This window comes from Amycolatopsis marina, assembly GCF_900111885.1.
GTDB lineage: Bacteria > Actinomycetota > Actinomycetes > Mycobacteriales > Pseudonocardiaceae > Amycolatopsis > Amycolatopsis marina.
In genome coordinates this window covers 91,243-112,694 of sequence record NZ_FOKG01000001.1, presented here as the reverse complement: position 1 = coordinate 112,694, position 21,452 = coordinate 91,243, and the positions used below count along the sequence as shown (strand labels likewise).

Genomic DNA, 21,452 nt, shown 5'->3' with positions numbered 1-21,452 from the left:
AATTTTCCCAACATTGGTCAAGTGGATCTTTCGCTTATTTTGGCCGTTTTCGTCTTTCATTCCGATCGGCTGAAAACGCTGTTTTATCCGGTAGATATGTCCTATCCGCTTCGGCGAGGAGAGGGCATATGAGAGTCAGTCGTTCAATACGCAACAGAATCAGGACCGCAGGAGTGGCAACGGTCCTGACAGGACTGCTTTGCGCGGGAAGCCCGGTGGCAGGAGCCCAAGCGTCCGCGCCATCGAGCGAGGCGACCGGTATCCAGGCCGAGGTCGGCGTCGCCGGTCATCCGACCTCGGACCTGAAACTGACCAGGACCGACATACTCACGCGGGCGCAGAGCTGGATCGACGAGCGTGTCCCCTACAGCCAGAGCAAGTGGCACACCAACCAGTACGGCCGGTACCGCCAGGACTGCTCCGGTTATGTCTCGATGGCCTGGGGGCTGAAGAACGTTCGCTGGACCGGGAACATCATGGAGGTCGCGACCAGAATCAGTAAGTCCAAACTGCTTCCCGGTGACGCACTCTGGGTGCACGGCAGTAGTGTGCAGCACATCGCCATTTTCGTCAGGTGGGCCGACTCGGCCAAGACGCAGGCGGTGGTCCGTGAGGAGTATCGGACCGGAACCGTTGCCGCACAGCGCACCTGGTCGGCCAGCTGGACCTCGAAATTTACCGCTATCCGCTACAAGAACGTGATCGAGGGCGACGCGAAGACCTGCGCCGTGGTGAACGAGAACCACAAGTCCTACACCCAGCTCGCGGAAGGAGCGAAGGGCGAACTGGTCAAGGCCGCACAATGCCTGCTTGCCGGGGCCGGCTTCAACACCGGCGCGGACGGACCGAGCGGGACCTTCGACGCGACCATGACCAGCGCTGTGAAGCAGTACCAGACCAAGGTCGGCCTGCCGTCGAACGGCACGGTGGATTCGCACACCTGGACGGCGCTGCTGTCGCGCGGCAGCACGCCGATGGTGCAGGACGGGTCGACGGGCAGCGCGGTGAGCCGGGTGCAGCGTTCCCTCAACGCCGCGACGAACGCGGGCCTTGACGTCGACGGTCAGTTCGGCCCGAAGACGACCACAGCGGTTAAGAACTACCAGTCCTCCCGGAAACTCGGTTCGGACGGAATCGTCGGCCCGAACACCTGGGCCGCACTTCAAGCGGGTAAGTGAGCGGTGGAAAGGAATGACGATGCGAAGGATTCTGGCGAAACTGGCGGTCGGGCTCCTGGTCGCCGGTGGAGCCACGGCTATCGCGACCGCACCGGCACAGGCGGCCGATCCGCCGACCGGTGACCAGCTGAGCGGGGCGGTGCAGAACTGCACCGAGCAGATCTCGAACGGCAAGTACGGCGAGCGCAGCGGTCAATCACGGACGGTTCCCGTGTGTGCCACCGGAAACGCGGTGCACTGGCGCTCTGGGATGACCATCGACTGCGACGGCCAGCGCACCACGAACTGCAACAAGTCGACGGACCCGTACTTCCAGCCGCAGACGTCGTTCCCACAGTCGGACGGCAAGCCACTGATCGCGGACAAGCTGCCGTTCGTCGTGGTGCCCCAGGCCACGTCGACGTGGAATCACGACCAATCCAATGTCCCTGGCGGAACTGTCGTCGCGGTTGTCTACAAGGGAAAGGTCGTCTACGCGGTCGTCGGTGACCGGGGACCGAAGGATGCGATCGGGGAGGGCTCCTACGCGCTGGCCAAGGCGTTGGGTATCAACCCCAATCCGCGCACCGGCGGCGTCTCCGGCAAAGTCGTGGACTACATCGCTTTCCCCGGAGTGAAGGCGAGCCCGATCGAGAACCACGCCGACGCGGTGAGCAAGGGCCAGCAGGCCGCCGCCGACCTCGTGTCCGGTCGCAAGAGCTGCATCAGTGTCCAATTGAACCGCAGCAGTTACTCGAAGCTGGCTCCGGGCTCGACCAACGCCCAGGCGAGCATCGCCCAGTGTCTTCTGCGTGCTGCCGGGCACGACTTCGGTGAAGGTGATCCGAACGGCACCATGGACGATGCGACGGTCGCAGCGGTGAAGAAGTTCCAGGCCAAGGTGGGATTGCCGGCGAATGGGACGGTGGATTCACACACCTGGACGGCGCTGCTCTCGCGGGGCAGCACGCCGACGCTGCAGAACGGCTCCAGTGGTAGTGCGGTGAGCAGGTTGCAGCGTTCGTTGAATGCCGCGACGAGCGCCAAGCTGGCGGTCGACAGTCACTTCGGGCCGAAGAGCACCTCGGCGGTGAAGAGTTACCAGTCCTCGCGTGGGCTCGGTTCGGACGGGATCGTCGGCTCCAAGACGTGGGCCGCGCTTCAGTCGGGCAAGTAGCAGTGCACGAGGAGTGGGGACGGCCGAAACTAGGCCGTTTCCACTCCTCGTGTCCCCTCAGGCGAGTGCGGCGTCCAGCGTGATGGTGGTTCCGGAGAGCGCTTTGCTCACCGGGCAGCCGTCCTTCGCCGCCTTGGCGAACTGCTGGAACTTCTCCTCGTCGACACCGTCCACGTTGGCGCGCAGGGTGATCGCGATTCCGCTGATCTTGAAGCCGTTGGTGTCCGGGCCGAGGGTGACCTCCGCGCTCACGTCCAGCGAGGTCGCGGTGAGGTTCTCCTTCTCCAGGACTCCGGAGAGGTTCATCGCCAGACAGGAGGAGTGCGCGGCGGCGATCAGTTCCTCGGGGCTGGTCTGGCCCTCGGGGTCGCCCGCCCGCGTCGGGAACGACACCGGGAACTGCCCGGCGTTCGAGGAATCGAGGGTGACGGTGCCCTTTCCGGACTGCAGGCCGCCTTCCCAGTGGGTGGTGGCGTCGCGACTCGGCATTTCAATCTCCTTCTGTCGGTGTGCTTCGCACGGCCTCGGTGAGGTCGCGCAGGGTTCGGATCAGGTCCCGCCGGGTGGTCTCGTCGAGGCCGATGCTGCAGCTCATCGCCGAAGGGATCGGCGCGGCTCGCTCGCGTAGCGCCCTACCTTCGTCGGTCAGGTTCACCGTCACGCTGCGCTCGTCGCCAGCCAGCCGCTCGCGGGTGAGCAGTCCCCTGGCCTGCAGCCGTTTCAGCAGCGGCGAGACGGTGCCGTAGTCGAGGTGCAGATCAGCGGCGATCTCCTTGACCGGCCGCCCGTCGCGCTCCCACAGCACGAGCAGGACCAGGTACTGGGGATAGGTGAGGTCGAGCTCGGACAACAGTGGGCGATAGGTGTCGGTGACCGCCCTGGAAGCCGCGTAGAGCGCGAAGCACACCTGCTCCTCGAGCAGCAGTGCGCGGTTGGCGTCGGACATGACGCCAACCTAGTCCACAATTAAATTGTGCGCAATTTACTTTCGGGCCCAGTAACTTGCGAGGAGCGATCCGGAGACGTTGTGCCAGACGGAGAAGATCGCGGCGGGAAGCGCGGCCGCGGGGTTGAAGTGGGTCGTCGCGAGACTCGCGGCCAGACCGGAGTTCTGCATCCCGACCTCGATGCTGATCGCCCGGCGCGCCGGTTCCGGCAGTCGACAGGCGCGGGCGACGGCGTAGCCGAGCGAAAGGCCGAGCAGGTTGTGCAGGACCACCGTGACCAGGACGAGTACGCCGACCGTGGCCAGTGTCGGGGCGCTGGCCGCGACGACGATCATCACGACGAGCGCGATACCGGCGACCGAGACCAGCGGGAGCACGGGCAGGACGTTCTCGATGGCGCGGGCGGCGAGGCGGCGCAGCAGCAGGCCGAGCAGCACCGGGGCGAGGACGACCTTGATGATCGACACGAAGAGATCGCCGAAGCCCACCGGCAGGTACTCCCCGGCCAGCAGCAGGACGAGCGCGGGGGTGAGCAGCGGGGCGAGGAGGGTGGACACCGAGGTCATCGCCACCGACAGTGCGGTGTCGCCCTTGGACAGGTAGACGATCACGTTTGACGCCGTGCCGCCCGGGGCGCAGGCGACCAGGATCACGCCGGCCGCGAGGTCCGGCGAGAGCTGGAGGCCGTTCGCGATGGCCCAGCCCAGTGCGGGCATGACCACGAACTGAGCGCCGACGCCGATGGCGAACGCGACCGGGCGCTTGGCGACGTAGGCGAAGTCGCTGCCGCGCAGCGTCATGCCCATGCCGAACATGATCACCGCGAGCAGCCACGGAACCGCGGGACCCCATCCGTCGAAAGAGCTGGGGAACGCCATCGCCGCCGCGCCCGCGAGTACGACGATCAGTGCGAACCAGCGGCCGACGAAGGCGCTGACTGTCTTTACTGCGTGCACGGTTCTCCTTGCTGCCTCCGGAGTCCGACGAACTCCGCCAGCTGACTGGCCGAGTGGGCGAAGAACTCGTCTGCTGGGTCGACGCTGCCGACCAGTTGCCCGAACAACTCGAAGCTGATCATGCCGAACAGCTGGGTCCAAGCGAAGATGGCTCTGCCCAGTGCCTCCGGCGGCAGATCGGGTGCCAGGTCGGCGGCAAGTCGCCGTAGCTGACCATCGAGCACCGGGGTGAGCTCGGGACCGGGCAGCGGCGGGCGCAGGCCGTGCTCGGCCTCGTCCCTGGCCAGGATGCCGATGAAGGCGATCGCGACCCGGCTGGCGGGAGCGATGGTGTCCTCCGGCGCCTGGTAGCCCGGGATCGGGGAGCCGTAGATGAGCGCGTACTCGTGCGGGTTCGCCTTCGCCCATCCCCGCACGGCGTGGCAGAGCGCCAGCCACTGCTCGTGAGCCGTGTCCGCCGTTTCGACGGCTGCCTCCGCGGTGTCGCCCAGCGCGTTGTAGGCGTCGATGATCAACGCGGTCAGCAGTTGGTCCCGGCTGGCGAAGTAGCGGTAGAGGGCTGAGGAAACCATGCCCAGCTCCCGTGCCACGGCCCTGAGGGAAAGGCCGTCGGCGCCCACTTCGGCGAGCTGTCTGCGAGCCCTGTCCTTGATTTCCTGGGTCAGCTCGGCTCGTGCTCGCTGGCGGGCGGTGCGGCTGCTGGTCACGCCGGACACTGTGCCAGACAGGAGAGCGGCGCACCAAATAAAGAGCGGCGCTCTTGACAGAGAGCGGCGCTCTTGTTTGACTGTGCCACAACAGAGAGCACCGCTCTCGCAAAGTGAGGGAGAACGTGATGACCCAGGACAACGCGCACCGGTACATCGAGCCCAAGCGCTACGAGGCCATCCTGCACAGGACGGTCTCCGGCCTGACTCGGCTCGGGATCAGCCTGTGGGGCAGCCGGGTGCTCGCGGTGCGGGGGCGGAAGAGCGGGCAGTGGCGCACGAACCCGGTGAACCTGATGACCTTCGAGGGCGAGCGGTATCTCGTGGCGCCACGCGGCCGGACCCAGTGGGTGCGCAACCTCCGCGCCGCGGGTGGTGGTGAACTACGCCTCGGCAGGCGTGCGGAGACGTTCACGGCCATGGAGCTGGACGACGACGCCAAGCCGGAACTGCTCCGCGCCTACCTCAAGCGCTGGGCGTTCGAGGTGGGAATGTTCTTCGACGGAGTCGACGCCAGTGCCCCCACCGAGAAGCTCAGGGAAATCGCTCCCGGCTACCCGGTGTTCCGGGTGGAGACCGCCTGAACGGCGCGAAGCGTGACGGGCGGGCTCAGCGTCGCGAAGCGTCTCGTTGGGCTCAGCGGCTGGTCCGGCGGGTGCCTGCCGCCATCAACGCCAGGCCCGCGACCGCGCACACCAGGCCGATACCGAACCAGAGTTTCTGCCCGGTCATCGGGCTTCCGGTGATCACCCCGATGCCCTGCAGCCCCCAGATCGCCCCGAGGGTGAGCAGCAGAATTCCGGCAGTGAGCAGCAACCACGGTTTCATCGGGCCCTCCCGGGGACGGCGGCGGTGCTGTTCATCCCGACCCTAGTCGCACTGCGCCGCCTGCGGGCAGGACCGAAGATTGAGTCCGCTTGGAACGGGTAAGTGCGGACGTGGTTGTTCAGCAGTCGGGAGGGGCGACGTGGTAATGCGGGGACCCTGGTCCCGGCGGGAGATTCTCCGAGCCGGGCTCGCCACCGGCGCCGTCGCGATGACCTCCGGCCTCACGACGGCATGCGCCGAACTCGGTTTCGGCGACACCCTCGAGCGGATCAGGCGGGAGGGAGTTGTCCGGCTCGGTCATGCGGGTGAACGGCCCTTCGCCTACGAGGACGACGGCCTGCTCGGCGCGCTGCCCGCCGTGCACCGAGTGGTGTTCGAGCGTCTGGTCGGCGAGGGAGTCGAGGTGGTGGGCGTCCGGACGCTCTTCCGTTACCTGCTCGAAGGCCTCAACTCCGGCAGGTACGACGCCGTCGCTGCCGGGATGTTCATCGGCGGGCCGCGATGCGATCTGGCCCTGTTCTCCGCGCCGATCTACTGCGCCCGGGCGGCTCTGCTCGTCCGGAAGGGAAATCCGGTCGGGCTGAGCGACTACGCGTCGGTCGCGGCCAGGGAGGCGAAACTGGCCGTGCTCGGCGGGACCGCGGAGCAGAGCTATGCCGCTGCCGCAGGCGTTGCGCGAGAGCGGCTGAGGGTGGTCGCTTCTCAGCGCGAAGGTGTGGAGGCGGTGGCGGAGAACGATGCGGACGCCTTCACCCTGACCAGCGTGTCGCTGCGGGCGCTCGTGGACTCCTTGCGCGCGCAGGAACCGCCACCGGACAGGCCCGACGACCCCGCCCTCGACGGCGGGGAGCCCGCCGAACTGGTCGAGGTGCTGGACCCGTTCGTGCCTGCCGTGGAAGGGCAGCCCCAGCTCGGCTGCGGGGGTGCGGCGTTCCGCAAGACCGATCAGGCGCTGCGGGACGCGTTCAACTCCGAACTGACGGCGCTCCGCCGGGAGGGCAGGATTCTGCCGCTCACCGAACCGTACGGCTTCACCAGGGCAGAGATGCCACCGTCGGACGTCACGACCGAGCAGTTGTGCCGAACCGGTACGGCAGGCGCCTACCTCGACCCGTTGCCGAGGTGACCGGGTGTCCTCGGACAAGAACTCCGCAAGGCAGGGCTGGCGTGCGGGCATCGACCTGCCGGTTACGGTCGTCGCGGCGTCGCTCGCGATCATCTTTCTCGCCGTCGGTCTGATCTTCAGTGACCAGTTGCGGGTGGCCGGTCTGCACGTCTACGCGTTCATCGCGGACTGGTTCGGCTGGGTCTTCGTGCTCGCCACCGCCGGGTTCGTGTTCTTCATCCTCTACCTGGCCTTCAGTCGCTTCGGCAGGATCAGACTCGGCAAGCCGGATGATCGTCCGGAGTACTCCACGTTCTCCTGGATCTCGATGATGTTCGCCCTCGGTGTGGGCATCGGCCTGATCTTCTACGGCGCCTATGAGCCGGTCCTGCTGTACGCCGAGCCGCCACCCGGTGGGCCCGCACCGCGCACCGAAGAGGCCGCGGTCGTCGGGATGCAGTACTCGATCTTCCACTGGGCACTGCACCCGTGGGCGTTCTTCGGCGTCGCCGGTCTCACCTTCGCCTACACGACCATGAACAAGGGCCGCAGTTCGCTGGTGACGTCGACGCTGCGACCGCTGCTCGGCGATCGCGCGGACGGCGGGGTCGGCAGGAGCATCGACACCTGGGTGATCGTGACGACACTGGTCGGCAACGCGGTGACCCTCGGTCTCGGCACCCTGCAGATCATCGCCGGCCTGCGGTTCGTCGGTGGCATCCAGAGCTCCACCTTCGTCCTGGTGCTCGTGGTCGGACTGCTGACCATCGCCTTTGTGTTCTCCGCTGTCGCCGGAGTGGACAGGGGGATCAAACGCCTCGCCGATTTCAACGTCGTGCTGGCGATCGGGCTGATGCTGTTCCTTCTCCTGCTCGGGCCGTTCAAGTTCATCTTCGACCTGCTGTCCGAGGCGCTGGGCGGTTACCTGTTCAACTTCCTGCCGATGTCCTTCCAGACCGGTGCGTTCGACGACGGCACCTGGATGCAGAACTGGACGATCTTCTTCTGGGCATGGGGGATCTCCTGGGCACCCTATGTGGGCAGTTTCCTCGCCAAGATCTCCCGCGGGCGCACGATCCGGGAGTACGTGCTCGGTGTGCTCATCGCGCCGAGCGTCGCCACCGTGGTCTGGTTCTCGGTGCTCGGTGGCACCTCACTGGACCTGCAGTTCTCCGGCGAGGTCGACGTCGCCTCCGCGGCGGGCGAGAGTGCTGAGGCCGCCCTGTTCGAGGTGCTCCAGGCGTTCCCGCTGGCCACGGTGACCAGCCTCGCTGTGGTCGTGCTCGCCGCCGTGTTCTTCGTCAGTGGTGCCGACGCGGGCGCGATCGTGCTGGGCACGTTCTCCTCGAAGGGTAATCCCGACCCGAAGAAGTGGCTGACGGTGTGCTGGGGGCTGCTCGTCGGCCTCGTCGCGCTGATGTTGCTCATCGTCGGCGGGCTCGATGCCCTCCAGTGGGGAGCGATCGTGGTCGCGTCGCCCTTCGTGCTCGTCCTCATCGCCATGTGTGTCGGCTTCGTCAAGGACCTGCGCGCCGACGTCAAGGCCGGGAGGGTGGACGTCCGAAAGGCCCGTTCGCGAACCTGAGGATGCTCAGCCCAACGCCAGTGACATGTACTTGGTGTCCAGGTACTCCTCGATGCCCTCCACGCCGCCTTCCCTGCCGAAGCCGGACTCCTTGACGCCGCCGAAGGGGGCGGCCGGATTCGACACGATTCCGGTGTTGATGCCCACCATTCCGGTGGGCAGTGCCTCGCCGACGCGGACGGCCCGGTCGATGTCGCGGGTGTAGAGGTAGGCCACCAGCCCGAACTCGGTGTCCGCCGCCTGACGCAGCGCGTCCTCCTCGTCGGTGAAGGTGGTGATCGGGGCGACCGGCCCGAACACCTCCTCGCGCAGGATTCGCGCGTTCGCCGGTACGTCCGCGAGCACCGTCGGCGGGTAGAAGAAGCCCTTGCCCTCCGGCACCTCACCGCCGGTGGTGGCGGTCGCGCCGGCATCCACCGCGTCGGCGACCAGTTCCACGACGGTGTCGCGCTGGCCGATGTTGATCAACGGGCCGACCGAGACGCCCTCCTCGGTACCCGGTCCGGTCCGCAGCTCCGCCATCGCGGCGGTCAGCCGCCGGGTGAACTCCTCCGCGACCGGTTCCGCGACGTGGAACCGGTTGGCCGCGACGCAGGACTCGCCGTTGTTGCGCATCTTCGCGGCGACCGCGCCCTCGACCGCCGCGTCCACGTCAGCGTCGGAGAACACCAGGAACGGGGCATTTCCGCCGAGTTCCATCGACATCCGTTGCAGGTTGCCCGCGCACTGCTCCACCAGCTTCTTGCCGACCTCGGTCGAGCCGGTGAAGGACATCTTGCGGATGCGGGGGTCCTCCAGTGCAGGGGCCACGATGCGGCTTGCCGACGTGCTCGGTACGACGTTCAGCACCCCGTCCGGCAGGCCTGCCTCGGTCAGCAACGCGGCTAGGCTCAGCATCGACAGCGGCGTGAGCTGGGCCGGTTTAAGCACCATCGTGCAGCCCGCCGCGATGGCGGGACCTATCTTTCGGGTGCCCATGGCCAGCGGGAAGTTCCACGGGGTGATCAGCAGGCAGGGGCCGACCGGCTGCTTCGTGACCAGGGTGCGCTTGGCGCCCGACGGATCGCGCGCGTACCGGCCGTCGATGCGGACGGCTTCCTCGGAGAACCAGCGGAAGAACTCGGCGGCATAGGTGACCTCGGCGCGGGACTCCTTGAGGCTCTTGCCCATCTCGAGCGTCATCAGCCGGGCGAGTTCGTCGGCGCGCTCGGTCATCAGCTGCCAGGCGCGGCGCAGGATCTCCCCGCGCTCGCGCGGTGGCGTGACGGCCCACTCGGCCTGGGCAGCGGCAGCGGCTTCCACTGCCGAGAGGGCGTCCTCGCGCTGGCCGTCGGCCACCTCGGAGAGGGTGTCCTCCGTGGCCGGGTCGATCACCGGGAACCGGGCGCCCGAGGCACCCTCGCGCCATTTCCCGTCGACGAAGAGCTGGGTGGGGTTTCGGTCGCTCAATTCAGTCATGGTCGCGGATACCCGGTCTGCGCCCAGGACATGCCGGGAACGATCGATGCAACCCTGCTCCGGGCCGGCAACGTCTGTCGGATATGCGTAGATACCCGTGGCTGCTGTTACTGCTCGTCGCCGTGACCGGCTGTGGCGGCGGGTCGGGTGGACCAGGCGGTCAGATATGTACCGAGATCGGTGCGCCGCCGGGTATCGGCGTCGACGTGGCCGCCCCGATCGCCGAGCAGGTCACCGGTGGCACGCTGCAGGTGTGCTGGGACGGCGAGTGCGTGCAGCGGGACCTGCAGCTCAGGCCGTCGACCGAGGCGGGCGAGACCACGTGCACCGGCGACGGCCCCGAGGACAACTGCTCCGCGCAGGTGAGCGAGAACGGGCGGAAGAACGCGTTCGCGGATCTGCGGGATCTGCCGCAGGCCCCGGTGCGAGCGACGCTCACCCTGACCGGCGCGGACGGTCAGGTGGTGCGGCAGGAACTCGAGGTCACGCCCGAGCTGACCTATCCGAACGGGACCGAGTGTCCGCCGGGTGGCGTGCAGGCCCATCTCGTCGTCGACGAGTCGGGTTCGGTCCAGGAGCGCGACTGAACTCACCTCCTCCCGAACACCCGCAGGTGTTACGTTCCACGCGGCATGTAAATCACGTGGAGGGCGCAGCATGCGGATCGGCACTCAGCTCAACTACGCGGGCAACTTCATCGACATGGCCGAGGAGGCGGTGCAGTTCGAGCGTGCCGGTCTCGACATCATCTTCGTCCCGGAGGCGTACTCCTTCGACGCGGTGAGTCAGCTCGGTTACCTCGCGGCCAAGACCGAGCGGGTGGAGCTCGCATCGGGGATTCTGCAGATCTACACCCGGACCCCCACGCTCACCGCGATGACCGCCGCCGGCCTGGACTACGTGTCCAGGGGCCGGTTCACTCTCGGTCTGGGAGCGTCCGGCCCGCAGGTCATCGAGGGATTCCACGGCGTCCGCTACGACGCCCCGATCGCCCGCACCCGCGAGATCATCGACATCTGCCGCCAGGTGTGGCGGCGTGAGCGTGTGGTGCACGAGGGCAGGCACTACCGGATTCCGCTGCCGCCGGAGGAGGGCACCGGGCTGGGCAAGCCGCTCAAGCTGATCAACCAGCCGGTCCGGGAGCGGATCCCGATCCTGCTCGCCGCACTCGGCCCGAAGAACGTCGCGCTGACGGCCGAACTCGCCGAAGGCTGGCAGCCGATCTTCTTCTACCCGGAGAAGGCCGCCGACGTCTGGGGCCCCGCGCTGGCTGAGGGCAAGACGAAACGAGCCGCCGAGCTCGGTGAGCTGGACACCATCGCGAGCATGCCGCTGGCCATCGGCGAGGATGTGGAGCACCTGCTGGAGCCCTACCGGCACATGATCGCCCTCTACGTCGGTGGCATGGGCGCGAAGGGCAAGAACTTCTACAACGACCTCGCTTGCCGCTACGGCTTCGAGGCGGAGGCCAAGGAGATCCAGGACCTCTACCTCCAAGGCAAGAAGATGGAGGCCGCGGCCGCAGTGCCCGCCGAACTGCTGCGCGCGATCTCCCTGGTCGGCCCCGAGGGGCATGTCAGGGAACGGGTTGCCGCGTATGCCGAGGCCGGTGTGACCACGTTGCTGGTGCAGCCGCTCGGCAATACCGCCGACGAGCGAGTGGAGCTGATCCGTCAGGTTCGGGAACTGACGGCGTAGCGGCGTTGCGTATGGGGTTCTGCTCCGGATCCAGCCACTCGGGTGGGATGAACTCCGGGGTGCCGTGGCGGATGCGGACGGTCCAGCCGGTGTGATGCAGTTCCCGGTGGTGTTTGGCGCACACGAGAATCATATTGTCGAGATCGGATGGTCCGTCGTCGATCCAGTGCCATACGTGATGAACCTGAGTCCACTTGGGACTGCGTGTGCACCCCGGTCGGGCGCAGCCGCCGTCGCGGATGGCCAGTGCCCGGCGTTGGGCGGAGCTGGCGGTGCGTGCACTGCGGCCAAGATTGAGCACTTCGCCTCGGGTGCCGAGCACAGCGGGCAGCACCTTCGCTTCACAGCACCAGCGGCGGAGTTGGTCGATGCTGGTGTAGCCGGAGGCGCCCAGCGTCGCGGCTTGGGCGCGTTGTTCCAGCTCGGCCAGCGACACGGTGACGGTCACGACGGCGCGTTCACCGCCCGTGACAGGCAGGTCGTCGGCGCGGGCGGCGAGGCTGATGATCTCCGCTAACCCGTCGCCCTGCCGCTGCGCGACACTGCGACGATCAGGGGCTCCGTCGGCATCCGCCGGGCTGGGCTTGGCCAGCGGATGCAGGACACCTTCCAGCTCCCCGGCGGATTCGGGGTCCAGTTCGCCGGAGAACACGTACTGCCCATCCCGGCGATACCGACCATGGAACTCCCGATACGGCCCTGCAGGCCGTTCCCGGTCTTTCGGCGGAGCGTTCTCGATGTCCCAGTGCCCGAGGATCCGCTGCCCGACCTTGGCGACGTCGGTGGAGTTGGCCTGACGCCCGAGTTCGACCAATGTGTTCTCCGTGGCGAGCCGTTCGGTTTCGGGCAGGGTGTCCGGCGCGTGGGCAAGCACCTTCTGAATCTCCCGCACCTGCGCCGTACCGATCTCCCCCGTCCGCAACGCCTCCTGTGCCAATGGCATGAGGGTGGTGGCCTGCGCGAAGCGGGCTTTCGCCTCACTCCGAGTCAGGTGCAGCGCCATCATCAACAACGACACCGTTCCCGCATACCCTTGCGTCACGGCCGAACCGCGCTTCTCCACTTCGCCGACGAAATCCAGCATCCGCCCGTACTGCCGCCGCAAGGCCTTTTCGGACTCGAGCAGGCCGCCGAGCAGCTCCCCCTCGGAAAGCTGCCACACGGGTATCACCTGCTCATCAACGTCCACCCCACTAACGTTACTCGAACACGCGTTCTATCGAAGCCCGCTGTCGGTAAGCGGTCACTTCGGCCCGACGAGCGGCCCGAAAGAGGCAAGTTCTCCCGCACACCAAGCACTTTCCCGGGAAAGTGTCGTGTGTGGAGGAGCGTCCGCCAGGTCGAGTTCCGCGACCCGGCACAACATGTCGTCCCCGAGGTCGCGTAAGTCCTGACCCAGGTCCCGCAACCCTTCGGCAAAGACGTCCACATCGGACTGAACGTGTGCGAGCAACACGGTGCGATGTGTCAGGGTCGAGTGCAGGGCGCGAACGCGGTCCAGCAGCACCCGGTCTTCCGGCGTCACAGTCGTGCCCGCCAAGCGCAATCGCAATCCCAGCATGTCGGGTCGAACCAATGCCCGCCGAGGTCCGGAATGTCGCCGCGCCGAACCGTCACCGTCTTCCCGCACAAGGCGTCGAACGCGCCACCCTCGCTCGGTGCCCGTCCGTCCAGCGCATGCCGCTGTCCTTCTGCCTGCTGCCACCGCAACATCACTCGCCTCCCCGGTGTCGTGTTGCAACAACGGTAGTCATTCGTATGCTGAGTGCAATCGTGTTGCAACAACGAGACAGGGGAGGTTCTCGTGCCACGCAAAGCACCTGGTGCGAAGGCCAAAGGGCTGGGAGCGCAGTTGCGGCTTTGTCGAGAAAGCGCCGGACTGAACGTGCGCGAGGCGGCTGAGGCGATCGACTGGGACAAGTCGACGCTGTCCAGACTGGAAACGGGCAAGCGCAACATGACGGTCGAGGAAGTCGCGCAACTGTTAGGTGTCTACCGGGTACGCGGGCAGTTGCGCGACGACCTGCTGGCAACGGCGCGCACGATGGACGAGCCGGGCTGGTGGGAGCAGGGGCTTTGGGGATTGCCGAAGGAGTCGGCAACGCTGGCCGACTACGAGAGCGAGGCTATCCGCATCACAGACTGGGCACCGCTCCTCGTCCCGGGGTTGCTACAGACCAGGGAATACGCCACGGAATGGATGCTCGCCGATGGCATTCCCGCCAATGCCGTGGAGGTGAGAGCGGCCGCGAGGGCGCGACGCCAGAGCATCCTCGATCAAGGGGTGGAGTACACCGCCTACATCGGCGAGGCCGCCTTGCGTGCCCCTGTCGGTGACGCGGGAATCTCAGCCAATCAGCTCGCGGCACTACGGAAGGCAGGGCAGCGCCGCAATGTGTCGGTCCGGGTTGTGCCGAGCGATGCAGGTCCCCATCGGGGGCAACTTGGCGCGTTCCTCACCCTGGAGTTCCTCGGTGCGCCGCCTGTAGTCCTCGTGGAGCTGCTCCGCTCTAGTGTGTTCATGGACGAGGATTGGCAGACCGGGGCCTATCTGGAGACAGTCCCCCATCTCGCTGCCGTTGCGCTGAGTGAGACAGAATCAGCTCAGCTCATCACCCGAATCCAGGCGAGGTGGAAGGACCATGGCGGAGCTGGTCAGCTGGAGGAAGTCCAGCTATAGCGGGTCGAACTCCAACTGTGTCGAGGTTGCGTTCGGCGAGACAGTCGCGGTTCGGGACACCAAGGCTCGTCGCGACGGTGCACTGGCGCTCACCCCAGGCGCGTGGTCGGTTTTCCTCGCAGTGCTCGCTGCCAGTCAAGCTCAAAGCCAGTAGCACTTTCCCGGGAAAGTGCGGTTGGGGGTGGTTGGCGGTGCCGGTGATCTTGCTTGGTGGTACTTGCAGGCGCACCATCCCTGCGCTGGCACCTGCGCGCCGAAAGGGCCGCCCTGCCTGCCCCGACGCAGGCAGGGCGGCATTCGCACCCCCGGGTCCTAGCCGATGTCGCGGCGGCGGAAGGCGGTGAGTCCGGCTGCCAACGCCACGGCGGCGATCGCGATCAGCCAGGCCAGCGGGGCGGCGGTGAACTCCGACCCCGGGATCTTCGGAACGTGGGTGAACGGCGAGAGGTCCAGCAGAACCTGGGGCAGTTGAAGTGCCGGGCCGAGCCAGCCGAGCAGCAGCACCGCCAGCACGATTCCCCATGCGGCCGCGGTGTACTTCGGCAGCAGGCCGAAGATCGCCGCGGCGACCCCGACGATCAGCCAGACCGCGGGGAGTTGCACCAGGGTGCCCGCCAGTACGTCGCCGAGTGCTCCTGAGACGTCGCCAACCTGCAGTCCGTGTGCCAGGCCGGTGGTGAATCCCGCGATCACCGTGATCAGCGCGGTACCGAGGAACGCGAACGTCAGGTGGCTGGCGGTCCAGCTCAGCCTGCTCACCCGTGTCGCCAGCAGCGGTTCGACCCGGACGGCCACCTCCTCGGCGCGCATCCGCAGTGTGGCCTGGACGCCGTAGATGGCGGCGATCATGCCGAACATGCCGGTCATCGCGGCGAGGAAGGCGTTGATCATCCCGCTCGAGCCACCCATCCGCTCGAACATCTGCCTGCCCTGCTCGCTGTCACCGATGATGTCGCCGATTCCGTTGGCGATCGCACCCATCATGAGCCCGGACACCGCGAAGCCGACCGACCAGCCGATCAGGGAACCCCTGTGCAGCCGCCACGCGAGTGCCAGCGGGTTGTTCAGGGTCGGGGCCGCGGTGGCGGGCCCTGGCTTGCCCCGCAGGATTCCGGCGTCGAAGTCGCGTCGGGGCAGTAGTTTGTAGCCGACTGCGCCGACCACGACGGCCGTCACCAGCGACAGGCCCAGCGCCCACCAGCGCTCGTCGGCGAACGCCCGCAGCTGCAGTGGCCAGCCCAGTGGCGAGAGCCACGAAATCCAGCCGAGGTCGCCGCCTGCGTTCGCGTCACCGACCCCGCGGATCAGGAATGCGGCACCGAGCACGGCGGAGCTGATGCTGTTCGCCGTGCGGGAGTACTCCGCGATCTGCACCGCGACCGCCGACACCGCCGTGAACACCAGCCCGGTCGTCGCGGTGGCAAGGCCGAAGGCCAGCGAACCGGCCATCGGCAGGCCTGAGCCCGCCAGTGTCACTATCTGGATCAGGCCGATGAGCACACTCGTGCCACCCGCGACGATGACCGCGGCGGTGAGCATCGCGTACCGGCCGACGACCGTGGAGCCGAGCAGTTCGCCCCGTCCGGTGTCCTCCTCGGCCCTGGTGTGCCTGGTGACGGTGAAGATCGCCATCAGCGCGATGAACACGGCCATGAACCCAAGGAGCCGCCAGGCGACGAAACCGCCTGCCGTGGAGAGGTCGAACGCGGGCCCGTAGAGCACCGCGATCGACGGGTTCGCCTGCATCGCCGAGGTCAGGCCCGCGCGCTCGGCCATCGTCGGGTAGAGCTGTTCGAAGGTTCCCGCAGTGCTCGCGGGCATGATGCCGAGCAGCAAAATCCACAGTGGAAGAATGATCCGGTCACGGCGCAGGGCCAGCCGGACCAGGTGCCTGGTGCCGACGTTGGGGCCCGCTTTTGTCGTCGTCCCCGTGTGCCGGTTCATCGGGTCCTCGCTTCCGGTTTCGGTGCCGAAGCCTCGTTCGTGTAGTGCCGCAGGAACAGCTCTTCCAGCGTCGGCGGCTGGCTGGTCAAGCTGCGCACGCCCACCTCGGTGAGCCTGCGCAGCACCTCGTCCAACCCGGTGGTCTCGACGTCGAAGTGCACCGTGTTGCCGTCGATGCGCAGGTCGTGCACGTTCGGCAGGTTCCTCAGGCCGTTCGGGTGTCCTGCGAGCTCCGCCGAGATGGATGTGCGGGTGAGGTGGCGTAGCTCGGACAGGGTGCCGCTCTCGACGGTGTGGCCGTTGCGGATGATGCTCACCCTGTCGCACAGCGCCTCGACCTCGGCGAGGATGTGGCTGGAGAGCAGCACTGTCCTGCCCTGTTCGCGCTCCTCCTGGATGGCGTACTGGAACGTCGCCTCCATCAGCGGGTCGAGTCCCGCCGTCGGCTCGTCCAGGATCAGCAACTCCACATTGGACGCCAATGCGGCCACGATGGCGACCTTCTGCCGGTTCCCCTTGGAGTAGGTGCGCCCCTTCTTCCTCGGGTCGAGGTCGAAGCGTTCGATGAGGTCCTTGCGGCGCCGCGGGTCGAGGCCGCCCCGCAACCTCCCCAGCAGGTCGATCACCTCGCCACCGGACAGGTTGGGCCAGAGATTGACGTCGCCGGGAACGTAGGCGAGCCTGCGGTGCAACGACGCGGCGTCGTGCCAGGGGTCGCCACCGAGCAGCCGCACGTCGCCGGAATCGGCGCGCAGCAGGCCGAGCAGCACCCGAACGGTAGTCGACTTCCCCGATCCGTTCGGACCGAGGAACCCGTGCACTTCGCCCGTGGCGACGTTCAGGTCGAGGCCGTCGAGGGCCTTGGTCGGCCCGAACGACTTGTGTAGGCCGGAGATCGTGATGGCGTTGGTCATGCATCAGACCGTACTGTGATTTCACAAAGTTGTGAAGTTAAGAAAACGTATATAACGGGTGGGACCTTCCACCGCCGTCGGAGAGGATGGAGTCATGTCCAGCAGGCCGCAGTCGCAGCGTGATCCGAACGTCGACCGGGACGAAACGGAGGTCCAGCACTACGTGGAGAAGCTCGCCATGGTGCTGACCGAGATCGGCCTCCAGCGGATGGCCGCTCGGGTCTTCGCCACTCTGATGTCCACCGACAGCGGTCAGCTCACCGCGGCCGAGCTCGCCGAGCGGCTGGAGGTCAGTCCGGCCGCGGTCTCGGGTGCGGTCCGATTTCTCGACCAGCTCGGCCTTGTCGCGAAACGCCGGGAGCCCGGCGGACGCCGCGACCACTACTGCCTCGTCGACGACCTCTGGTACGCGACGTTCCTCAAGCGTGACCGCATGATGGTCATGTGGCGGGACGCGACCGCCGAGGGCCTGACCGTCCTCGGCGAGGACACTCCGGCGGGACGGCGGCTCGGCGAGATGTGCGGCTTCCTCGACTTCATGGTCAGGGAGCTGCCCGTGCTGTTCGAACGCTGGCATCGGCAGCGCGAGGAAGAGCAGCGCAAAGCCGGCTGACAGAAGTAAGATAACGTTGTTATATGATCTCATCGGCTCGCCCTCTGCTTGCCACCGCCGCGACCGTGCTGCTCGCTCCGGCCCTCCTGATTCAGGGACGGCGAGTGCGGCGGACCACCCCGCGCCTGCCTGACGCCGCTGGTCCGACCGGTGGCGGTACCGGCGCCGGAAGTCCCCTGGACCTGCTGGTTCTCGGCGAGTCGACGGTTGCGGGTGTCGGAGCGCGCGACCATGAAGAGGCGTTGACCGGCCAGCTCGCCTCGGCGCTGGCCGAACGTTCGGGAAGAGCGGTGCGCTGGCGGGCGCTCGGCCGTTCCGGTGCCGACGCCAGAACCGTGCACGCCGAACTGCTCGAGAGCGCCTGCGAGCGCCGCGCCGACCTGGTGGTGATCGCCCTCGGCGTCAACGACACCGTCGGCCTGCACGGCGCCACCCGCTACCGGCAGGACCTCCTGCGGCTGATCGGCGCGCTGCGCGCCCGCCTCGGGGCGCCGCCCGTTCTGCTCGCCGGCGTGCCCCCGATGAGCCGGTTCCCGACTCTTCCCCAGCCACTGCGCGCCGTACTCGGCATCCGCTCACGGGTCCTCGACTCGGCCGCGGCAGAGCTGGCCGCCCTGCCAGGAGTGCTGCACGCTCCGATGCCCGCTGCGCTGCTGGATCCGGACTCGTTCGCCGACGACGGCTTTCATCCCGGCCCGGCCGGGTACCGGATCTGGGCCGAACAGCTGGCAGCCCTCGCGCCGATCGAACAGCTCAGGCCCGTTCGGCCGCCTTCGTGAGCCGAGCCGCGAGAAACGTGAGCGCTGCTCGCAGCACCGCCCTGGTCATCGGTCCCGTGCCGGGCAGCCCTTCCACGAAGGTACCGCGCCAGCGGATGTCCGTGCCGCCCTCGGCGTTCGGAGTGAACGACACTTCGGCCCGGTACTCCTTCAACGGGGCAGGTGGGCCCGCGAAGCCGTAGACGTGGCGGCGGTCCTGTTCGTACTCGAGCGTCTCTTCGCGCAGCAGCAGCGGCCACAGTCCGACCTTCCGGACAGCGCCGACCCCACCGGGTTCGGGGTCGCCCCGACGTTCCCAACCGGACTGTGGCACCAGTGGCCGCGCCCAGCTCGACCACAGTTCCCCGTCCGTCTCGAGCCGGAACAACTCAGCCGCACTCGCGCTGCTGCTCCGATTGACTTCGACGGAGAATGTCCTCGCTGGCATCGATGCCTCCCGGCTCGTTGTTGCCGTGACGGTAACGAACACGGCCGGTGGTGAACGTGGCAGTGGCAACCGTCACAGCAGGGGGAGGAGGACCGCGTGCGGTCGAACCGCGCAGACCTGGCTGCCCCGATCTGGCTGGTCCAACTCCTGCGCAGTACCCCGGCGCCGATTCCCTGGACCAGAGCGATACGCGCCGCACTGGCCATGGCGGTCCCGATGGCCGTCGGCTACGCCCTCGGCGACATCGGCACCGGGGCGCTGGTGTCCACCGGTGCACTGCCCACCGTGCTCGCCGAGTCGACCGGGCCCTACCGCTACCGTGCGATCCGCCTTGGCGGCGCGGCCGCCGCGGCTTCGGCTGGGTTCGCCGCGGGATTGCTCAGCGGTGCGAACACCGTGGCGTCGTTCGTCACCGTCGTTCTGGTCGCGGCGGTGTCCGCACTGGTCAGCGCGGCGGGCAGCAACGCGAGCGTCGCGGCGTTGCAGTTGTTCGTGTTCGCCGTGCTCGGCACGGGACAGCACGCGATGGGTGTGCCCGCCGACCTGGCGATGGTCTGCTTCCTCCTCGGCGGGGGCTGGGGCCTGCTGGTCGCACTGGCCGGGTGGACCGTCCGGGCGACGTCACCGGAGCGCACGGCCGTCGCACACGTCTTCATCGAGCTGGCCGCGATGCTGTCCGCGCAGGACGACGCGACCTCGCGGGCGGCCCGGCACCAGCTCACCACGGCGTTGAACACGGCATACGACCGGATGCTCGGCGCCAGGTCCTGGCTATCGGGCCGGGACGAGACCTACCGCTCGCTGCTCAACCTGCTCTCGGCCGCGACGCCCGCGGTGGAGGCCGGGGTGGCGATGACACACGCGGGCCGCAAGGCTCCGCCCGAGGTGATCGAACACCTCACCGCGGTCGCGACCGCGGTGCTCGCGGCGACACCACTGCCCCCTGCCCCCACGCTGGGCCCCGAGCGGCCCACTGACCGCGTCCTCGCCGCCCTGTATGCGGGGCTGGCCACCATCGGCCACGGGGCCGAGCGAAAACGCAGGGAGCGAACGTCACCGTGGTCGGTGCTGCGGGAGTGGGCGGTGTCCCTCGCGGGGCCGTTGACCTGGCTCGCGACGCTCCGGCTCGTTCTGTGCGTCGCACTGGCCGAAGGGGCCGGTCTCGTCCTGCCGGTGGAGCGTTCCTACTGGATCACACTCACCGTGGGCATCGTCCTGAAACCCGACTTCGGCTCGGTGTTCGGTCGCGCGGTCCTGCGCGGGATCGGCACCGTGGCCGGAGTGGGCATCGGCGCGCTCGTGCTGGGGGCCGGTATCCAGGGCTGGTTGCTGGTGGGGCTGGTGGTGATCTTCGCGGCCGGGGTGGCGATCGGCAAGGTGCGCAACTACGGCATCCTCAGCGCGTTCGTCACGCCGCTGATCATCGTGCAGATGGATCTGGCCAGCCGGGGCGACTGGGCGGTCGTCCTGGCCCGCCTTGTCGACACGGTGCTCGGTTGCGCGATCGTGCTGGTGTTCGGTTACCTGCTCTGGCCCGGCAGCATGCGCCCGCGCGTCGGCGGCAGGCTGGCCGAGGTCGCCGACACGGTGGCGCGTTACGTCGAGCGGGGCCTGCGCCCTGCGGAGTCCGCCGAGGAGCGCACCGTCCGTTCTCGCCGCAGGCGGCGCGCCTACCGCGGCCTCGCCGACCTGCGCACCGCGTTCCAGCAAGCGGTGGTGGAGCCCTCGGCGGCCGGCAGGCAGGCCGCCGCATGGTGGCCGGTGATCGTGGGACTGGAACGAGTGGCGGACGCGGTGACAGAGGTCGTGGTCGCGATCGAGCGTGGTGCCGATCCGCCCGATTCCGCCGATGTCCGACTGCTCACCGCGGCGCTCGCCGAGTTCGCGGCCGCGGTGCGCGAGCAGCGCGAGCCGGTGGACGTCGAGTTGCCGGATTCGGAGCGGCTCGCCGGGGTGGCGGAGCAGGTCAATGCCGCCTTTGAGGCTGTCCGCGGTCCAGACTTCACTCGCTCGTGGTTCACGTTTCGGCGTAGGCAGAGTGGATAACCACCCCGTGTGGGTGAGGTTCGGCCGCGCTCGCGTTGCGAACTCCGTTGAGTCCGGTTGGGATGGAGGGGGCCGCGAATTTTCTTACGGAGAAGGAGGAATCTCATGGGTATCAACTTCGACGACATGAAGAACAAGGCTAAGGACGCGCTCGGTCAGCACAGTGACAAGGCCGAGCAGGGCGTGGACAAGGCGAGCGAGGCCGCGAAGTCCAGGTTCGGCGAGCATTCCGACAAGATCGACAGCGCGACGGAGAAGGCCAAGGGCTTCATCAACCGCGACGAGGGCGGAGAAGGCGGTCAGCAGCAGCCCCCGCAGTAACCCCAGCTGGTAAGCGGGCACTTTCCCGGGAAAGTGCCCTACTTGCACGCGCACGTATCGCACTTTCCCGAGAAAGTGTCAGACCTGGAGCGACACTTTCCCGGGAAAGT

At 67.6% G+C, this 21,452-nt stretch carries 24 protein-coding genes and 1 pseudogene; 13 read left to right on the top strand and 12 right to left on the bottom strand.

Translation table 11 applies throughout. The features are described 5' to 3' along the window. Positions 1-215: 215 nt before the first annotated feature. A complete protein-coding gene (locus BM199_RS34190; protein ID WP_218160270.1) occupies positions 216-1,178 on the top strand; it encodes a peptidoglycan-binding domain-containing protein in 963 nt (320 codons plus the stop codon). 19 nt (positions 1,179-1,197) lie between these two features. Further along, positions 1,198-2,334 (top strand): peptidoglycan-binding protein, encoded by a 1,137-nt coding sequence (locus tag BM199_RS00505; RefSeq protein WP_091667862.1) that lies wholly within the window; start codon positions 1,198-1,200, stop codon positions 2,332-2,334. Between the two features lie 57 nt (positions 2,335-2,391). Here the strand turns inward: BM199_RS00505 and BM199_RS00500 are convergent, their stop codons facing one another. Genes BM199_RS00500 through BM199_RS00485 form a run of 4 tightly spaced genes read right to left on the bottom strand, consistent with a single transcriptional unit; the run spans position 2,392 to position 4,944 of the window. Beyond that, positions 2,392-2,823 (bottom strand): OsmC family protein, encoded by a 432-nt coding sequence (locus tag BM199_RS00500; protein ID WP_091667859.1) that lies wholly within the window; start codon positions 2,821-2,823, stop codon positions 2,392-2,394. A 1-nt stretch (position 2,824) separates the two neighbouring features. Then, complete coding sequence (locus BM199_RS00495; protein ID WP_091667856.1) at positions 2,825-3,280, bottom strand: MarR family winged helix-turn-helix transcriptional regulator; 456 nt, start codon at positions 3,278-3,280, stop codon at positions 2,825-2,827. A 36-nt stretch (positions 3,281-3,316) separates the two neighbouring features. Then, positions 3,317-4,237, bottom strand: coding sequence for a bile acid:sodium symporter family protein (locus BM199_RS00490; RefSeq protein ID WP_091667854.1), 921 nt, complete (start codon positions 4,235-4,237; stop codon positions 3,317-3,319). After that, complete coding sequence (locus BM199_RS00485; protein ID WP_091667851.1) at positions 4,225-4,944, bottom strand: TetR/AcrR family transcriptional regulator; 720 nt, start codon at positions 4,942-4,944, stop codon at positions 4,225-4,227. The genes BM199_RS00490 and BM199_RS00485 overlap by 13 nt, the downstream gene beginning before the upstream one ends. A gap of 128 nt (positions 4,945-5,072) precedes the next feature. Between BM199_RS00485 and BM199_RS00480 the strand changes: the two genes are divergently transcribed. After that, positions 5,073-5,528, top strand: coding sequence for a nitroreductase family deazaflavin-dependent oxidoreductase (locus BM199_RS00480; protein ID WP_091667849.1), 456 nt, complete (start codon positions 5,073-5,075; stop codon positions 5,526-5,528). A gap of 52 nt (positions 5,529-5,580) precedes the next feature. Here the strand turns inward: BM199_RS00480 and BM199_RS00475 are convergent, their stop codons facing one another. After that, positions 5,581-5,772 carry a hypothetical protein gene (locus tag BM199_RS00475; protein WP_091667846.1) on the bottom strand — a complete coding sequence of 64 codons (192 nt, stop codon included), beginning with the start codon at positions 5,770-5,772 and terminating at the stop codon, positions 5,581-5,583. Between the two features lie 145 nt (positions 5,773-5,917). On the opposite strand from BM199_RS00475, the gene BM199_RS00470 reads away from it, so the two are divergent. Then, a complete protein-coding gene (locus BM199_RS00470; protein WP_091667844.1) occupies positions 5,918-6,898 on the top strand; it encodes a transporter substrate-binding domain-containing protein in 981 nt (326 codons plus the stop codon). 4 nt (positions 6,899-6,902) lie between these two features. Further along, a complete protein-coding gene (locus BM199_RS00465) occupies positions 6,903-8,462 on the top strand; it encodes a BCCT family transporter (protein ID WP_091667841.1) in 1,560 nt (519 codons plus the stop codon). A 6-nt stretch (positions 8,463-8,468) separates the two neighbouring features. Here the strand turns inward: BM199_RS00465 and BM199_RS00460 are convergent, their stop codons facing one another. Continuing rightward, positions 8,469-9,920, bottom strand: a complete 1,452-nt coding sequence (locus tag BM199_RS00460) for an NAD-dependent succinate-semialdehyde dehydrogenase (RefSeq protein ID WP_091667838.1) — start codon at positions 9,918-9,920, stop codon at positions 8,469-8,471. An 83-nt stretch (positions 9,921-10,003) separates the two neighbouring features. Here BM199_RS00460 and BM199_RS00455 point away from each other — a divergent pair, with 83 nt between their 5' ends. Both BM199_RS00455 and BM199_RS34375 read left to right on the top strand, forming a co-directional pair. Continuing rightward, entirely contained in the window at positions 10,004-10,507 is a 504-nt protein-coding gene (locus BM199_RS00455) for a hypothetical protein (RefSeq protein ID WP_091667835.1), read from the top strand. Between the two features lie 70 nt (positions 10,508-10,577). Continuing rightward, positions 10,578-11,618, top strand: coding sequence for an LLM class F420-dependent oxidoreductase (locus BM199_RS34375; protein ID WP_091667833.1), 1,041 nt, complete (start codon positions 10,578-10,580; stop codon positions 11,616-11,618). Positions 11,619-11,721: 103 nt separating this feature from the next. Here BM199_RS34375 and BM199_RS00445 read toward each other — a convergent pair. The 3 genes and pseudogenes from BM199_RS00445 to BM199_RS00435 all read right to left on the bottom strand — a co-directional run. Beyond that, a pseudogene (locus BM199_RS00445) lies at positions 11,722-12,780 on the bottom strand (HNH endonuclease signature motif containing protein); the annotation flags it as partial. Positions 12,781-12,861: 81 nt separating this feature from the next. Further along, positions 12,862-13,179 carry a hypothetical protein gene (locus BM199_RS00440; protein ID WP_177242412.1) on the bottom strand — a complete coding sequence of 106 codons (318 nt, stop codon included), beginning with the start codon at positions 13,177-13,179 and terminating at the stop codon, positions 12,862-12,864. Continuing rightward, positions 13,140-13,331 carry an HC3 family zinc finger protein gene (locus BM199_RS00435; RefSeq protein ID WP_091667828.1) on the bottom strand — a complete coding sequence of 64 codons (192 nt, stop codon included), beginning with the start codon at positions 13,329-13,331 and terminating at the stop codon, positions 13,140-13,142. The genes BM199_RS00440 and BM199_RS00435 overlap by 40 nt, the downstream gene beginning before the upstream one ends. A 91-nt stretch (positions 13,332-13,422) precedes the next feature. Between BM199_RS00435 and BM199_RS00430 the strand changes: the two genes are divergently transcribed. After that, on the top strand, positions 13,423-14,298 hold the full coding sequence (locus tag BM199_RS00430; RefSeq protein WP_177242418.1) for a helix-turn-helix domain-containing protein: 876 nt from the start codon (positions 13,423-13,425) through the stop codon (positions 14,296-14,298). Then, on the top strand, positions 14,261-14,452 hold the full coding sequence (locus BM199_RS00425; RefSeq protein ID WP_091667822.1) for a DUF397 domain-containing protein: 192 nt from the start codon (positions 14,261-14,263) through the stop codon (positions 14,450-14,452). Before BM199_RS00430 ends, BM199_RS00425 begins: the two co-directional genes overlap by 38 nt. A 158-nt stretch (positions 14,453-14,610) precedes the next feature. Here BM199_RS00425 and BM199_RS00420 read toward each other — a convergent pair whose 3' ends face one another. Beyond that, positions 14,611-16,242, bottom strand: a complete 1,632-nt coding sequence (locus BM199_RS00420; protein WP_091667820.1) for an ABC transporter permease — start codon at positions 16,240-16,242, stop codon at positions 14,611-14,613. Further along, entirely contained in the window at positions 16,239-17,156 is a 918-nt protein-coding gene (locus tag BM199_RS00415; RefSeq protein ID WP_091667817.1) for an ABC transporter ATP-binding protein, read from the bottom strand. The genes BM199_RS00420 and BM199_RS00415 overlap by 4 nt, the downstream gene beginning before the upstream one ends. Before the next feature lie 94 nt (positions 17,157-17,250). Between BM199_RS00415 and BM199_RS00410 the strand changes: the two genes are divergently transcribed. After that, positions 17,251-17,769 carry a GbsR/MarR family transcriptional regulator gene (locus tag BM199_RS00410; RefSeq protein WP_091667814.1) on the top strand — a complete coding sequence of 173 codons (519 nt, stop codon included), beginning with the start codon at positions 17,251-17,253 and terminating at the stop codon, positions 17,767-17,769. A 23-nt stretch (positions 17,770-17,792) separates the two neighbouring features. Further along, positions 17,793-18,548 (top strand): SGNH/GDSL hydrolase family protein, encoded by a 756-nt coding sequence (locus tag BM199_RS00405; protein ID WP_091667811.1) that lies wholly within the window; start codon positions 17,793-17,795, stop codon positions 18,546-18,548. Here BM199_RS00405 and BM199_RS00400 read toward each other — a convergent pair. Next, complete coding sequence (locus BM199_RS00400; RefSeq protein WP_091667808.1) at positions 18,523-18,975, bottom strand: SRPBCC family protein; 453 nt, start codon at positions 18,973-18,975, stop codon at positions 18,523-18,525. The two genes, BM199_RS00405 and BM199_RS00400, sit on opposite strands and share 26 nt — an antisense overlap. A 96-nt stretch (positions 18,976-19,071) precedes the next feature. Here BM199_RS00400 and BM199_RS00395 point away from each other — a divergent pair, with 96 nt between their 5' ends. Next, on the top strand, positions 19,072-21,021 hold the full coding sequence (locus BM199_RS00395) for an FUSC family protein (RefSeq protein WP_091667805.1): 1,950 nt from the start codon (positions 19,072-19,074) through the stop codon (positions 21,019-21,021). Between the two features lie 105 nt (positions 21,022-21,126). Further along, positions 21,127-21,342 (top strand): antitoxin, encoded by a 216-nt coding sequence (locus BM199_RS00390; RefSeq protein WP_091667802.1) that lies wholly within the window; start codon positions 21,127-21,129, stop codon positions 21,340-21,342. The last annotated feature ends 110 nt before the right edge of the window (positions 21,343-21,452 follow it).

Coding starts and splice junctions, on each gene's coding strand:
- BM199_RS00505 (WP_091667862.1), top strand. CDS start 1,198: ATGCGAAGGATTCTGGCGAAACTGGCGGTCGGGCTCCTGGTCGCCGGT.
- BM199_RS00500 (WP_091667859.1), bottom strand. CDS start 2,823: ATGCCGAGTCGCGACGCCACCACCCACTGGGAAGGCGGCCTGCAGTCC.
- BM199_RS00495 (WP_091667856.1), bottom strand. CDS start 3,280: ATGTCCGACGCCAACCGCGCACTGCTGCTCGAGGAGCAGGTGTGCTTC.
- BM199_RS00480 (WP_091667849.1), top strand. CDS start 5,073: ATGACCCAGGACAACGCGCACCGGTACATCGAGCCCAAGCGCTACGAG.
- BM199_RS00475 (WP_091667846.1), bottom strand. CDS start 5,772: ATGAAACCGTGGTTGCTGCTCACTGCCGGAATTCTGCTGCTCACCCTC.
- BM199_RS00470 (WP_091667844.1), top strand. CDS start 5,918: ATGCGGGGACCCTGGTCCCGGCGGGAGATTCTCCGAGCCGGGCTCGCC.
- BM199_RS00460 (WP_091667838.1), bottom strand. CDS start 9,920: ATGACTGAATTGAGCGACCGAAACCCCACCCAGCTCTTCGTCGACGGG.
- BM199_RS00455 (WP_091667835.1), top strand. CDS start 10,004: ATGCGTAGATACCCGTGGCTGCTGTTACTGCTCGTCGCCGTGACCGGC.
- BM199_RS34375 (WP_091667833.1), top strand. CDS start 10,578: ATGCGGATCGGCACTCAGCTCAACTACGCGGGCAACTTCATCGACATG.
- BM199_RS00440 (WP_177242412.1), bottom strand. CDS start 13,179: ATGCTGGGATTGCGATTGCGCTTGGCGGGCACGACTGTGACGCCGGAA.
- BM199_RS00435 (WP_091667828.1), bottom strand. CDS start 13,331: ATGTTGCGGTGGCAGCAGGCAGAAGGACAGCGGCATGCGCTGGACGGA.
- BM199_RS00425 (WP_091667822.1), top strand. CDS start 14,261: ATGGCGGAGCTGGTCAGCTGGAGGAAGTCCAGCTATAGCGGGTCGAAC.
- BM199_RS00420 (WP_091667820.1), bottom strand. CDS start 16,242: ATGAACCGGCACACGGGGACGACGACAAAAGCGGGCCCCAACGTCGGC.
- BM199_RS00415 (WP_091667817.1), bottom strand. CDS start 17,156: ATGACCAACGCCATCACGATCTCCGGCCTACACAAGTCGTTCGGGCCG.
- BM199_RS00410 (WP_091667814.1), top strand. CDS start 17,251: ATGTCCAGCAGGCCGCAGTCGCAGCGTGATCCGAACGTCGACCGGGAC.
- BM199_RS00405 (WP_091667811.1), top strand. CDS start 17,793: ATGATCTCATCGGCTCGCCCTCTGCTTGCCACCGCCGCGACCGTGCTG.
- BM199_RS00400 (WP_091667808.1), bottom strand. CDS start 18,975: ATGCCAGCGAGGACATTCTCCGTCGAAGTCAATCGGAGCAGCAGCGCG.
- BM199_RS00390 (WP_091667802.1), top strand. CDS start 21,127: ATGGGTATCAACTTCGACGACATGAAGAACAAGGCTAAGGACGCGCTC.